We start from the raw sequence: 15,238 nt of genomic DNA on the forward strand, positions 1-15,238 counted from the left end.
TTAAGCTAACTGATACTAATTGCCCGTAAGGCTTGATCCTATAACCAGTGTGTTTTATGTCGGTCAAAGTTTGCGCTTGAGCGCTTTACTTGGACACCACCCCCGAAGGGGGCGAGCGACATGCTCATACACGCCAAGGTTGAGATCAGTGTTGTGCCAACAAACACAACCCAAAGCAACACCAGTAACACCGAGGCGCTCAGGATGAAAGTCCAACACGAGTGAGCTCGACTACTTCTTCCCCAGATTGGTTGTGATGGCCTCAAACCCCACCACAACACCCCCTTATGCCTGATGACCATAGCGAGTTGGTACCACCCCTTCCCATCCCGAACAGGACCGTGAAACGACTCCACGCCAATGATAGTGCGGATACCCGTGTGAAAGTAGGTAATCGTCAGGCTCCCCATTCGCTGCAGCGACTGCGCAGCTAGACAAAAACCCCACCCCATAAAGGTGGGGTTTTTGCGTTTCAGGGTCCGCGTTTCAGGATCCACCTTCCGTGAAGTTCTTCTCGCTCTAATCGCTTGCTCGAAACTGGCGATTCAACGCCTAAAGCAAAACCCGCCAGCGCAAAAAAATGCGCCCACTTCAGCAAAGTGGGCGCATGGACGTTAAACGCGATGAACTCATTCAGCGCATCGCTTGATTCTCTCCAGCAGCCAAAAACGTCTCCGCGAGTTGCACCCAATATGTTGATCCAACGGATAACAATGCGTCGTTGAAATCGTAGCTTGCGTTGTGCAGCGTGCATGGCCCCAAGCCGTGCCCAGTGTCTCGATGCGACCCTTCTCCATTCCCCAAAAACGCATAGCAACCCGGCTTCGCAAGCAGCATGAAGGCGAAATCCTCGGCGCCCATCGTCGGTTCGACGGAAGCATTGACGTTCTCCTCTCCAACGACTTTAGCCATCACAGAAGCCGCGAACCGCGTCTGCTCAGCATCGTTGACCGTGGGAGGATAGTTACGATGAAAGTCGATGGAAACTTCGCACTCGTACGCCGCCGCGGTCGCCTTCGCAATCTCCCGCATCCGGTGCTCAATCAAGTCGAGCGTCTCGACGGTAAACGTTCGCACCGTGCCACCGAGCCAGGCTTCATCGGGGACAACATTTGACGTATCCCCGGCATGAATCTGCGTGATAGACAGGACGGCAGTGTCGATAGGTTTCTTGTTACGCGTGATGATCCCTTGCAGTCCATTGGCAATCTGAACTGCCGTGAAAACCGGATCGTGTCCGCTGTGCGGTAGCGCGGCGTGCGAGCCAACGCCTTTGATATTGATGCGAAATTCATTGCTCGATGCCATGATCGGGCCCGGCGTGACCCCGAAGTGGCCTGCGGGCATTCCCGGCCAATTGTGAATACCGAATACGGCATCGACGGGAAATTGTTCGAACAGCCCGTCCTCGATCATCGCCTTGGCGCCCGCTCCACCCTCTTCGGCCGGCTGAAAGATAAACACAATGATGCCGTCGAACCTGCCGTGCTCCGCCAGATGTTTCGCAGCGCCCAGCAACATGGCGGTATGGCCATCATGTCCGCACGCATGCATGCGGCCTTCGTGTTGCGACCGATGCTCGAACGTGTTGATTTCGGCGATCGGCAATGCATCCATGTCGGCGCGCAGACCAATACATCGCTTACCGGAACCGCGTCTTAGCACACCGACGACGCCGGTTTTTCCCATGCCGCGATGTACTTCCAGGCCCCATCGCTCGAGGTTTTCGGCGACCAGCTTTGCCGTGCCGACTTCTTCATAACGCAACTCGGGATGCGCGTGGATCGTTCGTCGTAGCGCTTTGATTTCCTCGTGCGACGCTTCGATTTCTGGAATCAGATTCATGAAACTGTCCCCTGTCTGAAAAAATTAACGTTGCGCGTGCCTTCGTTCGCGTCTATCGCACCATTCTACGCCCCCGATTATTTATCGAAGCGTGAGACGGTGAGGTCGGGCCAACCGTAATAAAATCGTCTTATCTGTCCGCTTTTTGCACATTCCTACCGGATACCCGCATGAACGCTCCCGCTGAATTCGCTCGCGCTGTCTGTCCGCACGATTGTCCCGACACCTGTGCGATGCGCGTCACCGTGAAGGACGGCCGCGCGATCAAGGTGACCGGCGACCCCGACCACCCGCCTACGCAAGGGGTCCTTTGCACAAAGGTGTCTCGTTATGCGGAGCGAACTCACCATCGGGATCGATTGCTCACGCCGATGCGTCGGGTCGGTGCGAAGGGGGACGGCCGTTTCGAGGCCATAAGCTGGGACGAAGCGCTGACATTCGCCGCAGAGCGGCTGAATGAAATCGCGGCTCGCGCGCCCGAAGCCATCTTGCCTTACAGCTACGCAGGCACGATGGGCCTCGTGCAGGGCGAAAGTATTGCCGCGCGCTTCTTCAATGTGCTCGGCGCGTCGCGCCTGGACCGTACCATCTGCGCGGCCGCCGGCGCCGCGGGTCTGCGCTATACCTATGGCGGAAGCCTTGGCATGCATACGGAGTATTTCGAGGAAAGCGAACTGATCCTGATCTGGGGATCGAATTCGATTGCGTCGAACTTGCACTTCTGGACTCGTGCGCAGGAAGCCAAGCGCAGGGGCGCGAAGCTGATCGCCATCGATCCGTACCGCTCGCTGACAGCGGAAAAATGCCACCAGCACATCGCTTTGAAACCGGGCACGGACGGCGCGCTGGCGCTCGGCATGATGAACGTCCTGATAGGCGAAGGGCTGATCGATCAGGATTACATCGAAGCCTATACGCTGGGCTTCGATCAACTCAAGGCCCGCGCGGAAGCCTATCCGCCGGCACGGGTCGCGAACATCTGCGGGATCGAAGCGCAGGTCGTGATCGATCTCGCGCGGGCGTTCGGATCGACAAAAAAAGCATCGATACGCCTCAACTACGGCATGCAGCGTGTGCGCGGCGGCGGCAATGCGGTTCGCGCGATCGCCTGTCTGCCTTCGCTCACAGGCGCATGGCGCAAGCGGTCGGGGGGCTTGCTGCTGTCGTCGTCGAATTGGGCACCGGTGGATGTCAACGCGCTCGAACGGCCGGATCTGTTGCCAGGATGGCCGTCGACGCTGCCGCGCATTGTGAACATGAACGCTATTGGCGACGCGTTGCTGCATCCGGGTGATGCCAGCTTTGGCCCGAAAGTCGAAGCGCTGATCGTCTACAACTCGAACCCGGTTGCGGTCGCACCGGATTCAGCGAAGGTCGCGGCGGGCTTTGCGCGTGAGGATCTGTTCACCATCGTGCTCGAACATTTTCAGACCGATACCGCCGATTACGCTGACCTCATCCTGCCGGCGACTACGCAACTCGAGCATCTCGATGCTCACAAGTCGTACGGCCATACGCACGTGATGGCGAACTTGCCGGCGATCGCTCCGGTGGGTGAGTCGCGGGCAAACACGGAAATTTTCCGCGGCCTGGCCAAGGCCATGGGGCTGACGCATCCGGCCCTGTTCGAAAGTGATGAAGAGCTGGCGTCGAAGGCTTTCCGCTGGGACGATCCCGCGCTCGCCGGCGTGAGCTGGGACACGCTGAAAACAAAGGGCTGGGCGCAGCTCAAGCTGGCGGAAGCGCCGTTCGCCGAGGGCGGTTTCCGCACGCCATCGGGGAAATGCGAATTTTTCAGTGAGCGTTTGCAACGTGCCGGCCTTGAGCCCGTCCCGGATTACCTGCCGCCGTACGAATCAGCCGAGTATGCGCCGGCGCTCGCGGCACGCTATCCGCTTGCAATGATCTCGCCGCCCGCGCGGAACTTCCTTAACAGCAGCTTCGTCAACGTGGAAAGCCTGAGATCGACGGAAGGTGAGCCTCATCTCGACATGCATCCCGCCGATGCCCATGCCCGTCAGATCACCGAAGGCGAGCTGGTGCGCGTATTCAACGATCGCGGTTCGATGCAGGCGCGTGTGCGCGTCACCGATCGTGCGCGTGAGGGCGTGGTGGTGGGATTATCGGTATGGTGGAAGAAACTCGCGCCGGATGGTTGCAACGCCAACCAGGTGACGAGTCAGGCGCTGACCGATCTGGGCGGGTCTGCGACATTTTATGACTGTCTCGTGGAGGTCGAAGCAGCGTACTGAATTGAGCGGGAAGCCAGCAGGCGTAAGGGGAAGCACGGGCCGCTCGGATTGGAAGCTGGCGTCTAACCCGGTTGTGGGAATGCAATCGAGCGGCTACGATGCGCTACTAAGCATTTTCGCACGATCATTCTAAAATCATACAAAGGAGACGCCGTATGGAAAAAATCTGGCTGACGTCCTATCCGGCAGGCGTGCCTCACGAAATCGATGCGACTCAGTTCAATTCGCTTTCTGACCTGCTGGCAGAGAGTTTTCGCGAACATCGCAGCAAACGTGCGTTTGTTTGCATGGGCAAGGGAATTACCTACGGGGAACTCGACACGCTGTCCAGCCGGCTAGCCGCGTGGTTCCAGTCGCGTGGTCTGAAGACCGGTGCGCGCGTCGCGATCATGATGCCGAACGTGTTGCAGTATCCGGTCGCGATCGCTGCCATTCTGCGCGCAGGTTATGTCGTCGTGAACGTGAATCCGCTCTACACCCCGCGTGAACTCGAACATCAGTTAAGGGATTCCGGAGCCGAGGCAATCGTGGTGCTCGAGAACTTCGCGCACACCGTGCAAGCCGTTGTGAAAAACACCGTGATCAAGCACGTGGTGGTTGCGTCCATGGGCGACCTGATGGGCGCGAAGGGCTTGATCGTCAACTTCGTCGTACGGAACGTGAAGAAACTGGTGCCGGCGTGGAATCTCCCTGACCACGTGAGTTTTAACGCGGCGTTGCGACAAGGTGCGCGCGAAACGCTCAAACCCGTCAAGCAGGGTCCCGACGACATCGCTTTTCTCCAGTACACCGGCGGTACGACAGGCGTAGCGAAGGGCGCGATGCTGCTGCATCGAAACCTGATCGCGAATGTCCTGCAGTCAGAAGTCTGGCTCAATCCAGGACGCAAGAACCGGCCGGACATCGATCAATTCGTTACCGTCGTGGCGCTGCCGCTTTATCACATCTTTGCGCTGACCGTTTGCGGCTTCCTGACCCTGCGTACGGGCGGCATGGGCATCCTGATTCCGAATCCACGCGATATCCCGGGAACGATCAAGGAGCTCAAAGGCTTCCAGATCAACACGTTTCCGGCTGTGAACACCCTCTACAACGCGCTGCTGAACAATCCGGAATTCGCCAAGCTCGATTTCTCCAAGCTGATCGCGGCAAATGGCGGTGGCATGGCTGTGCAAGAAGCCGTGGCGAAGCGGTGGTTCGAGACCACGGGTTCACCGATCATCGAAGGTTATGGGTTATCCGAAACATCGCCGTGCGTGACCTGCAATCCGGTGACTGCTACCGAATACACCGGAACGATTGGCTTGCCGTTTCCCTCCACCGAACTCGCCATCCGCGACGACGACAACAACGACATGCCGCTTGGCCAGCCCGGTGAGATCTGCATTCGCGGCCCGCAGGTGATGGCAGGTTACTGGAACCGCCCCGACGAGACGGCGAAAGTGATGACCACGGACGGCTTTTTCAAGTCGGGTGACGTCGGCATCATGGACGAACGTGGTTACGTGAAGATAGTCGACCGCAAGAAGGACATGATCCTGGTGTCGGGCTTCAACGTGTACCCGAATGAGATCGAGGACGTGGTGGCGAAGCTTCCTGGTGTCTTCGAAGTGGCAGCCGTCGGTATGAAGGACGCGACCTCGGGCGAAGCCGTCAAACTGTTCGTCGTGCGCCGTGATCCGCATTTGACGGAAGCCGATGTAATGGCCTTCTGTAAGGAGCGCTTGACGGGCTACAAACGGCCACGCGTGATCGAGTTCCGGACGGAACTGCCGAAGAGTAATGTCGGCAAGATACTGCGTAGAGAGTTGCGCGACGGCAACACCTGAGCGCGGCTCAACTGCCAAAGGGAAAAATAGCAAGCAGGCCTCCGCACCGCAAGATGTGGGGGCTTTTTTTCGTCGCATGTACCCAAACCGGCTCGATTCAGTCTGGAATCACGGAATAGACACGAAAAAAAGGCGCCCGGAGGCGCCTTTCAAGACAACTGTTTTTATTACGACTTATTAGAACTTGTGACGGATGCCGACAACAGCCGCAACCTGGTTCGACGTCGACGACGCCGACAGGCCGTTGATGTTTGCAACAGCCGTATGGCCGGTCGAATCCGTACCCGATGCGTGTTGATAGATCGCATCGATGTAGAAGTCCGTACGCTTGGACAGGAAGTAGTCCGCGCCAAGTACGCCTTGGTGGTACTTCGCGTCGTTCACGCCGTAGCCCTTCGTGTAGTCGTATGCAGCGCCCAGCAACAGAGCCGGCGTCAGCTGATACTTGAAGTTCAGTTCGGCGTTGTGGAACTTGGCGCTGCCGGCTGTGGTCTGGCCCGTTGCGCCAGTAAGACCGGTTTGTCCGAGATCCTTGAACTGCGTGTTGCTGTACGTTGCGCCGACAGTTGCCGCACCGAACGTGTAAGCACCGGCAGCGGAGATCACTTGTTGCGTCTTGGCCGATGCATAGCCCGAGTACACCGTCGAACCGGTCATGTTCGAACCCGTCGTCGAGGCGGTCGAGGTGTTGCCGAAGAACGAGAAGTTCGGGTTCTTGACGTTGAAGTAGCCTGCGCCCAACTGCAACGGACCTTGCGCATAGCCAACACCAGCCGAGAAAATCTGGTTGCGGTTGAATTGACCTGCCACGCCGCCCAGGCTGTACAAGCCACCGAACGTAAAGCCGCTGTAGTTGTTGCTTGCGTACTTGATCGAGTTGTTCACTCGATTCGAGTTGTTCATGTTGTCCAGGTCGCCCGGGTGCGCAGCGTAGAACGACGCCCACTGGCTACCGACTTCGAACGCGCCCGTGTAGTCCACCACGGAGTCGTATTGACGACCGAGGGTGACCGTACCGTACTGGCTCGACAGGCCAACGTAGGCTTGACGGCCGAATTCGTCACCGCCTTGACCCAGCTTGCCCGAATACACGTTAAAGCCGTTTTCCAACACGAACAGCGCCTTCAGGCCGCCGCCCAGATCTTCCGTGCCACGCAGGCCCCAACGATCGCCTTGCAGATTGCCGGCGCTCGTTTCGTACAGCTTATGGCCGCCCGAGTTATTGTTGTAAGCGAAACCTGCATCGACAATACCGTACAGCGTCACACTGCTCTGAGCATGCGCGGCACCTGCGAATGTACCCAACGCAGCGAGAGCGAGAAGCGACTTTTTCATTGATGATCTCCAAAGTGTTGAAACTGTTTGGCAAGGTCACTGTTCTTAGCGCCAGTGTGTTGACGTCCCCGCCGGTACTCCAAAATTGAAGTTGAACGTAATGTAACAAAGAGATTTTTGGCGACAAAGGAAAAGCAGCCTCTCTCTTTGCCCCGTGTGACGTTTACGCAACATGCGGTAAAATCGGTGTTTTCGGCATATTTGCGACCCGTATTTGCCCTAATTACACGTTTTGAAGAGTGCGTAATTTGTTGGTTAGCCTATCGGTTTCCGTCCGGTGCAATATCGCTCAGGAGATCGAAACAGGAGTTATGAAATGACACTCGATGAACTGATCTCTGAGTTCGATCGTGGACTGCGGTCGATGACCGGCGTATCGCGGATGTCACGCCCCATACCGGAGGCGCCTCCGCTTCATGTGGACAGTGCCGAGTCTCACGCCGACGCTGATGCCGTTGCAACGGATACAACGCTGAGCGCGGAAGAGAAGGCGCATTCGGCGGCGTTGATGCGTGTGAATCACGTTGGCGAGGTGTGCGCGCAGGCGCTGTATCAGGCGCAAAAACTTGCGACCAAGTCGACCACCTTGAAGCGCGGCTTCGAAGATGCGGCGCGCGAGGAGGAAGACCATCTGGCGTGGACCATGCAGCGATTGCGCGATCTCGACTCGCGGCCCAGTCTGCTCAACCCGCTGTGGTACACCGGGTCACTGGCATTGGGGTTTATTGCGGGAAGATTCGGCGACCGCGTCAGTCTCGGGTTCATGGCAGAAACAGAACGTCAGGTAGAGAAGCACCTGAACAGCCACATGACGAGTCTGCCCGCGAACGACCACGCATCGCGCGCGATCGTCGAGCAAATGCGCGCCGATGAAGCCGCGCATGCCGTTGCCGCCATCAACGCGGGCGGCATCGAATTGCCGTTTCCGGTGCGGGCGCTGATGCGCGCGACATCGAAGGTCATGACCCGCACCGCGTACTATATTTAATCAATCACGCATCTCGCCGAATCCGGCGGGATGCGCTGCCGCTCCTCGCCCGCTTGCTGTGTTCAATCTGACCCGCAATTCCTCCGTGGGCCTTCACAGAACGAAACTATCCCCTAGTCTTTGTCCGTCATTTCACGTACTACCTTCACATTCGCCACTACGTCATTCATTCATAACGCTTTTCGAAATTTCGACCTACTTTAGCGGTCAGCGCTAAGTCATTGTTCTAACAAACAAATTTAGTCAAAAAATGCCAGATCGTATTGACCGGCGAAATGCCTTCCTCTACAGTGGGAAATGGTGTGAGAAAGTGTATTTTTGTGTGATTCAGCGAGCACTTTCAGGCATATTCCAACAAAGTCGTGACGCGCCGCCGTGGCGTGAAGAGGAGAGGGCGAGTGTTCCAAGGGGCTTCGGCGCTATCGCTCGATGCGAAAGGACGGATGTCTGTCCCGTCTCGCTATCGGGAAGCGCTGCAAGGACAGGCAGAAGGCCGGGTTACGCTCACCAAGAGCCCGGATGGATGCCTGTTGCTCTTTCCTCGCCCTGAGTGGGAAATCTTCCGCTCGAAAATCGCTGCACTCCCTATGGACGCAATCTGGATTCGCCGGATCTATCTCGGCAACGCCATGGACGTCGAGCTCGATAGCGCTGGACGGGTATTGGTATCGCCGGAGTTGCGCGCGGCGGCATCGCTGACTAAAGAAGTGACGCTGCTCGGAATGGGTAATTACCTGGAAGTGTGGGATGCGGTGACTTACACCGAGAAGGAAAAAGCGGCAATGGCGCAAGGTATGCCCGACGCGCTGAAGAATTTTACGTTTTGACGCGGCGCTAAAGAACATGGCCCCTGCGATGAAAAACGAATTGCAGCATCGCACGGTGCTGCTGGATGAGGCGGTAGATGCGCTGGTTACGCGCGTGGACGGTACCTATATAGATGGGACGTTCGGGCGCGGCGGTCACAGCCGGCTGATCCTGACGAAGCTGGGCGAAGCGGGTCGCCTGATTGCCTTCGACAAAGATCCGCTGGCCATTGCCACGGCCGCACAGATTCAGGATTCAAGATTTTCCATAGTGCATGAGAGTTTCGCCTCGTTAGCTGATGCCGCTGCCGAGCGAGGAGTAGGGAAGGTGTCGGGCGTGTTGCTGGATCTGGGGGTGTCGTCGCCGCAAGTGGACGATCCGGATCGCGGCTTCAGCTTCAGGGCTGACGGCCCGCTCGACATGCGGATGGACCCGAGCCGTGGCGAATCTGCTGCGGAGTGGTTGGCGCGGGCAACGGTGCAGGAACTGACGGAGGTGATCAAAGATTATGGGGAAGAACGGTTTGCTTTTCAGATTGCAAAGGCGCTTGTTGCTCGCCGGGCAGAGTCCGACCGTCTTGGGCCTCTCGTCAGCACGGGCGAGCTTGCCCAAATCGTGGGTCACGTCGTCAAAACCCGTGAGAAGGGCAAGGACCCGGCAACTCGCACCTTTCAGGCTATACGGATTCACATCAATCAAGAGCTTGCGGAGTTGCAAGTAGTTCTGGACGCAGCATTGGCGTTGTTGGAGCAAGGGGGGCGGCTGGTCGTGATCAGCTTTCATTCGCTCGAGGACCGGATCGTCAAACGTTTCATGCAGGCCCACGCAAGCGGGCCTGCGATCGACCGCCGCCTGCCGATTCGTGCCGTCGACCTGCCCAGTCCGCCACTCAAGCTGATCGGCCGTGTGTTTGCGTCTGACGCTGAAGTCGCGGCGAACCCTCGCGCGCGTTCCGCCGTAATGCGGATTGCCGAGCGGGTTACTGCGCAGACCACCGGGCAGACGGCGCTATGAACCGTCTCAACATCTTCCTCTTGATCGTCGTGCTCGGCTGCGCGTTGTCGGCGGTGAGCGCCTCGAACAAGCAACGGCAGATTTTTATCGATGTGCAGCGGGCGCAGTCGGAAGAGCGTCAGTTGCAGCAGGATTTTTCGCAGCTTCAATATCAGCAGAGCGCGTTGTCGAAAACTTCGCGTATCGAGCAGTTGGCCACTACGTCCCTGAAGATGCAGCCCGTCACCACGGGCCGCACGCAATACCTGAACTATGACCCGGCGACGTCGAAGGCCACGGACGCGCCGTTGCCTGCGCCCGTTCCGGCGTCGGCTCCTCCCGCACGCGGGGTGAAACGATGAAACCGTCGCCAAAGAAAAACAAGGGCGTCGCCTTCACGCCCAACCCCATTCTCTCGGTGCGCCTCCCCATGTGGCGCTCGAAGCTCGTCGTGTTCATGCTGTTCATGGCGTTCGTCGCGCTCGCGGGGCGCGCGTTCTGGATCCAGGGTCCGGGTAACGCGTTCTTCAAGAAGCAGGGCGAAAGCCGCTATCAGCGCACGCTCGAAATGCCCGCCACACGCGGCCAGATCAAGGACCGCAACGGCCTCGTGCTCGCAACCAGCCTGCCGGTGAAGGCGATCTGGGCCATTCCCGAAGCAGTTCCCGACGATCTCGGCGCCGACAAGCTCGGCCAGCTCGCTACGCTGCTGGATATGTCGCCGAAGGAATTGCGCGCGAAACTTTCCATGGACAAGACCTTTGTCTACGTGAAGCGCCAGGTGCCGATCGAGGTCGCGCAGAAAGTCGCGGCCCTCGACATCCCGGGCATTTATTCGCGGGGTGAATACAAGCGCTTTTATCCGGAAGGCGAGATCACCGCGCATCTGATCGGCTTTACTAATATTGAAGACAAGGGTCAGGAAGGCGTTGAGCTCGGCGATCAGGGCATTCTTGCCGGTACGCCGGGTATGCGTCGCGTGATCAAGGACCGGATGGGACACATCGTCGAAGACGTGGACGAGCAAGTCGTGCCGCATAACGGCGAGGATGTGGAGTTGTCGATCGACAGCAAGATCCAGTACATCGCGTATACGAACCTGAAAGCTGCCGTGGAGAAGTTCAAGGCGAAGGCGGGCGCGGCGATCGTGATCGACGTGAGGACCGGTGAAGTGCTCGCGCTGGTCAACTATCCGACCTACAACCCGAATGACCGCTCGCTGATGACCGGCGAGCAGCTGCGCAACCGGATCATGACGGACACGTTCGAACCGGGCTCGATCATGAAGCCGTTCACCATTTCGCTGGCGCTCGATCTGCATCGCGTCACGCCGAATACGCTGGTGGATACGGGCGGCGGTTCGTTCGTGCTCGACGGCGCGCGCATCACCGACGACTCGGCGTTCGGCGTGCTGACCGTGGGTGGCGTGATCCAGAAGTCGAGCAACATTGGCGCGACCAAGATCGCGATGCAGTTGAAGCCCGAAGAGATGTGGAACATGTATACGAGCATCGGGCTCGGCCAGGCGCCGAAGGTGGGTTTCCCGGGCGCAGTGTCGGGCCGTTTGCGGCCGTGGAAAAGCTGGCGCCGGATCGAACAGGCGACCATGTCGTATGGCTATGGCCTGTCCGCGTCGCTGTTCCAGTTGGCACGTGCCTACACGGCGATCGCGCATGACGGGCAGGTATTGCCGGTCTCCATTTTCCGGACGCCGGGCGATGCTCCCGTGACGGGCCCGCAAGTGTTTTCGCCGACCACCGCGCGTGAAGTGCGCGCCATGCTGGAGACCGTGACGGCGCCGGGCGGCACGTCGCCCGATGCGGCGGTGCCGGGGTATCGCGTGGGCGGAAAGTCCGGTACGGCGTACAAGCACGCAGGGCGTGGCTACGATAAATCGCGGTATCGCGCATCGTTTGTCGGCATGGGGCCCATGCCGGATCCGCGCATCGTTGTGGCGGTGTCTGTCGATGAACCGACGGCCGGCAGCCACTTTGGCGGCCAGGTGTCAGGTCCGGTGTTCTCGGCCATCGCCGGTGACACGCTGCGTTCGTTGAACGTGCCGCCCGACATGGCAGTGAAGCAGATGGTGGTGTCCGACGACCCCGCTTCCGGCACGCCCGCCACCGACATCAAGAAGCCGAACGCGACGAATACGAACGCGAACACGAATCCGAAGAAGCTGAAGGTATCGACGAATCCGAAGAATCACCCGGGAGTCGTTCGATGAGCGGTCTGGACTTGGTCAAGCAGCAGGCGCAGATCGCGAAAGCGGTCGCGTGGCTGCGTACGCACGCGGACGCCAGCGCGCAATTGCACGCCGATTCGCGTTCGCTGACATTGGGTGACGTGTTTTTTGCGTACGCCGTGGATGGCGCCGACAGTCGCCCTTTTATCGATGCCGCGCTCGAAAAGGGTGCTGCCGCCGTGCTGTATCAGCCGGAAAACTTTGCGGGCAAGCCCGACGCGTCTCATACGCTTGCGGTCAAGGCGCTCAATGAACTGGCCGGCCCGATTGCGTCGGCGTGGTATGGCGAGCCCACAGAATCCATGCTGGTCGTGGGCGTGACCGGAACGAACGGCAAGACGTCGTGCAGCCATTGGCTGGCAACGGCGCTCTCGGCGCTGGGTACGCCGTGCGCAGTTGTCGGTACGCTCGGCAGCGGCATGCCGGGCAAGCTCGTGCATTCAGGCTTTACGACGCCCGATGCGCCGCAGCTGCAACGCACGTTTGCCCAATTCAAGACCGAGGGCGCGAAGGCCGTGGCCATGGAAGTGTCGTCGCATGCGCTGCATCAGGGGCGCGTGAATGGCACGAAATTCGATGTCGCCATCTTCACGAATCTCACGCAGGATCATCTGGACTACCACGGCACGTTCGCCGCGTACGAAGCGGCGAAGGCGAAACTGTTCGCGTGGCCGGCTTTGAAAGCCGCTGTCATCAATCGCGACGATCCGGCTGGCCGGCGGTTGATTGCATCGTGTCACGGCAGGACGCGAACGATTGCGTATGGAATCGAAAACGCCGCTGGCGCCGAAGTGAAAGCCGACGCGTTGCTGCTTGCCAGCCGCGTGCGCGCAACGGCGACGGGCACCGCGTTCCACCTGAGTTCCGACTGGGGCGATGCCGACGTGGAAGTCGCGACGCTCGGCGAGTTCAACGTGAGCAACCTGCTCGGCGTGCTGGGCGCGTTGCTGGCGGCGCAGATTCCGCTTGACGCTGCGCTTGCGCAGATTGCAAAGCTTGAACCGGTGAATGGGCGGATGCAACGCCTTGGCGGTCGCTTGCAGAACGATGAGCCGCTGGTTGTGATCGATTACGCGCATACCCCGGATGCACTCGAGAAAACGCTGGCAGCGCTGCGGCCGATCGCCGAAGCGCGTGGCGGTCAGTTGATCTGCATGTTTGGTTGCGGTGGCGATCGTGATGCGACCAAGCGTCCTCTGATGGGCGCTATCGCGGAGAAGAACGCCGATCACGTGGTGATCACCAGCGACAACCCGCGCGGCGAAGATCCGCTTGCGATCATCGATCAGGTTGCAGCGGGCTTTCAGGACGCGTCGAAAGCGCGCCGCATAGAAGACCGCGCGAGCGCGATCCTCCAGGCGATCCGCACTGCGGCGCGCGAGGACGTGGTCGTGCTGGCCGGCAAGGGCCACGAAGCCACGCAGGAAATCATGGGAAAAAAGCGCGCCTTCTCCGATCAGGATCACGCACGCCTGGCGCTTGCCGCTCGCGCCACGCAAGCGCGCGGAGGTGGAGAATGACGCTGTTCACACTGCGCGATGCCGCGTTGCAGATTCCGGGCGCGATTGTTATAGGCGATGAAAACGTCACGTTCGACCGGGTATCCACGGATAGCCGCACTGCGGGTCCGGGCGATCTGTTCATCGCGATCAAGGGCGATCGTTTCGATGCCCACAATTTCCTGCCGCAAGTCGCGCAACGCGGCGTTGCAGCGGTGTTGGCCACGCGCACGCCGGACGATTTCACCGTGCCTGAGATCAAGGTCAAGGACACGCGCGCGGCGCTTGGCGCATTGGCCTACGGCTGGCGCAAGCGCTTCACGATTCCGCTGATTGCAGTCACCGGCAGCAATGGCAAGACCACGGTCAAGGAAATGATCGCGTCGATCCTCGCGGCGGCCGTGGGCGAAAGCGCGCGGCTCGCGACGGCAGGCAATTTCAACAATGACATCGGCTTGCCGCTGACCTTGTTCCGCCTGAACGAAACCCACAAGCTGGCGGTCATCGAACTTGGCATGAATCATCCGGGCGAAACGGAAACGCTCGGCAAGATCGCCGCGCCGACGGTTGCTGTCGTTAACAACGCGCAGCGCGAGCATCAGGAATTCATGGCGACGGTGGAAGCGGTCGCGCTCGAGCACGCATCGGTGATTCACGCGTTGGCCGCTAACGGCACGGCCGTTTTCCCCGCCGACGACAAATACGCGAGCATCTGGCGCGTTGCCGCGACGGGCAATCCGATTCTCGATTTCGCGTTGCATACGGACGCGTCGCAAACGGAAGCAGCGGTGACCGGCAAGCTGGTTGGTGCGACGCTTGAGATCAACACGCCGCAAGGCTCGCTCGACGTCGCGTTGCAGGTGCTGGGCGAACACAACGCGCGCAACGCGTTGGCGGCTACGGCCGCGGCTATTGCCGCGAACGTTTCACTCGATGCCGTCAAACGCGGGCTCGAAGCATTCAAGCCCGTAAAGGGTCGCCTGCAAGTGAAGCGCGCGGTGCTTACGCCGCTCGAAGGCGCGACGGTTATAGACGATACGTACAACTCGAATCCCGACTCCATGCGTGCGGCTATCGACGTGCTTGCGTCGCAAGCGTCGCCACGCGTGCTGGTCATGGGCGACATGGGCGAAGTCGGCGACCAGGGCCCGGCGTTTCATCGCGAAGTGGGAGCGTATGCGGCGCAACGGGGCATCGATGCGTTGTACGCACTCGGCGACGCGAGCGTTGATTCGGCCAAAGCCTTCGGCGCAACAGCACAGCATTTCACCGATATTGCCTCACTCATTGCAGCACTCACCGACGCCGGTTTCGGACCCGACGCCACGTTTCTCGTGAAAGGCTCGCGTTTCATGCAGATGGAGCGCGTGGTGGACGCCGTGACGAGTCCACACCAACCCGCAGCGGGCGCTACGCCTGCTGCGCACTGAAGAAGAAGGACCAGC

General features: G+C 59.5%; 11 protein-coding genes and 1 rRNA gene. 10 read left to right on the forward strand and 2 right to left on the reverse strand.

Features of this window, described 5'->3' with window-relative positions:
• The first annotated feature begins 290 nt into the window (after positions 1–290).
• Positions 291–403: ribosomal RNA gene (gene rrf, locus ABH944_RS25965) — 5S ribosomal RNA — on the forward strand.
• Positions 404–633: 230 nt separating this feature from the next.
• On the opposite strand, the gene ABH944_RS25970 is transcribed toward rrf, so the two are convergent.
• Complete coding sequence (locus ABH944_RS25970; RefSeq protein ID WP_404610332.1) at positions 634–1,845, reverse strand: M20 aminoacylase family protein; 1,212 nt, start codon at positions 1,843–1,845, stop codon at positions 634–636.
• A 170-nt stretch (positions 1,846–2,015) separates the two neighbouring features.
• Between ABH944_RS25970 and ABH944_RS25975 the strand changes: the two genes are divergently transcribed.
• Entirely contained in the window at positions 2,016–4,097 is a 2,082-nt protein-coding gene (locus ABH944_RS25975) for a molybdopterin-containing oxidoreductase family protein (protein ID WP_404610331.1), read from the forward strand.
• Positions 4,098–4,252: 155 nt separating this feature from the next.
• Positions 4,253–5,926, forward strand: coding sequence for a long-chain fatty acid--CoA ligase (locus ABH944_RS25980; RefSeq protein WP_404610330.1), 1,674 nt, complete (start codon positions 4,253–4,255; stop codon positions 5,924–5,926).
• A 177-nt stretch (positions 5,927–6,103) separates the two neighbouring features.
• Here ABH944_RS25980 and ABH944_RS25985 read toward each other — a convergent pair whose 3' ends face one another.
• Complete coding sequence (locus ABH944_RS25985) at positions 6,104–7,261, reverse strand: porin (RefSeq protein WP_404610329.1); 1,158 nt, start codon at positions 7,259–7,261, stop codon at positions 6,104–6,106.
• A gap of 316 nt (positions 7,262–7,577) precedes the next feature.
• Between ABH944_RS25985 and coq7 the strand changes: the two genes are divergently transcribed.
• The 7 genes from coq7 (at position 7,578) to ABH944_RS26020 (ending at position 15,223) form a co-directional block, all read left to right on the forward strand.
• Positions 7,578–8,249, forward strand: coding sequence for a 2-polyprenyl-3-methyl-6-methoxy-1,4-benzoquinone monooxygenase (gene coq7, locus ABH944_RS25990; protein ID WP_404610328.1), 672 nt, complete (start codon positions 7,578–7,580; stop codon positions 8,247–8,249).
• A 398-nt stretch (positions 8,250–8,647) separates the two neighbouring features.
• A complete protein-coding gene (mraZ, locus tag ABH944_RS25995; protein ID WP_404610327.1) occupies positions 8,648–9,076 on the forward strand; it encodes a division/cell wall cluster transcriptional repressor MraZ in 429 nt (142 codons plus the stop codon).
• A gap of 16 nt (positions 9,077–9,092) precedes the next feature.
• Entirely contained in the window at positions 9,093–10,070 is a 978-nt protein-coding gene (gene rsmH, locus ABH944_RS26000) for a 16S rRNA (cytosine(1402)-N(4))-methyltransferase RsmH (RefSeq protein WP_404610326.1), read from the forward strand.
• Entirely contained in the window at positions 10,067–10,411 is a 345-nt protein-coding gene (gene ftsL / locus ABH944_RS26005) for a cell division protein FtsL (RefSeq protein WP_062081391.1), read from the forward strand. The genes rsmH and ftsL overlap by 4 nt, the downstream gene beginning before the upstream one ends.
• Entirely contained in the window at positions 10,408–12,276 is a 1,869-nt protein-coding gene (locus tag ABH944_RS26010; RefSeq protein WP_404610325.1) for a peptidoglycan D,D-transpeptidase FtsI family protein, read from the forward strand. Before ftsL ends, ABH944_RS26010 begins: the two co-directional genes overlap by 4 nt.
• A complete protein-coding gene (locus tag ABH944_RS26015) occupies positions 12,273–13,814 on the forward strand; it encodes a UDP-N-acetylmuramoyl-L-alanyl-D-glutamate--2,6-diaminopimelate ligase (protein ID WP_404610324.1) in 1,542 nt (513 codons plus the stop codon). Before ABH944_RS26010 ends, ABH944_RS26015 begins: the two co-directional genes overlap by 4 nt.
• Positions 13,811–15,223, forward strand: coding sequence for a UDP-N-acetylmuramoyl-tripeptide--D-alanyl-D-alanine ligase (locus ABH944_RS26020; RefSeq protein WP_404610323.1), 1,413 nt, complete (start codon positions 13,811–13,813; stop codon positions 15,221–15,223). Before ABH944_RS26015 ends, ABH944_RS26020 begins: the two co-directional genes overlap by 4 nt.
• Positions 15,224–15,238: the final 15 nt, after the last annotated feature.

Source organism: Caballeronia udeis (genome assembly GCF_044909315.1).
Classification (GTDB): Bacteria; Pseudomonadota; Gammaproteobacteria; order Burkholderiales; family Burkholderiaceae; genus Caballeronia; species Caballeronia udeis_A.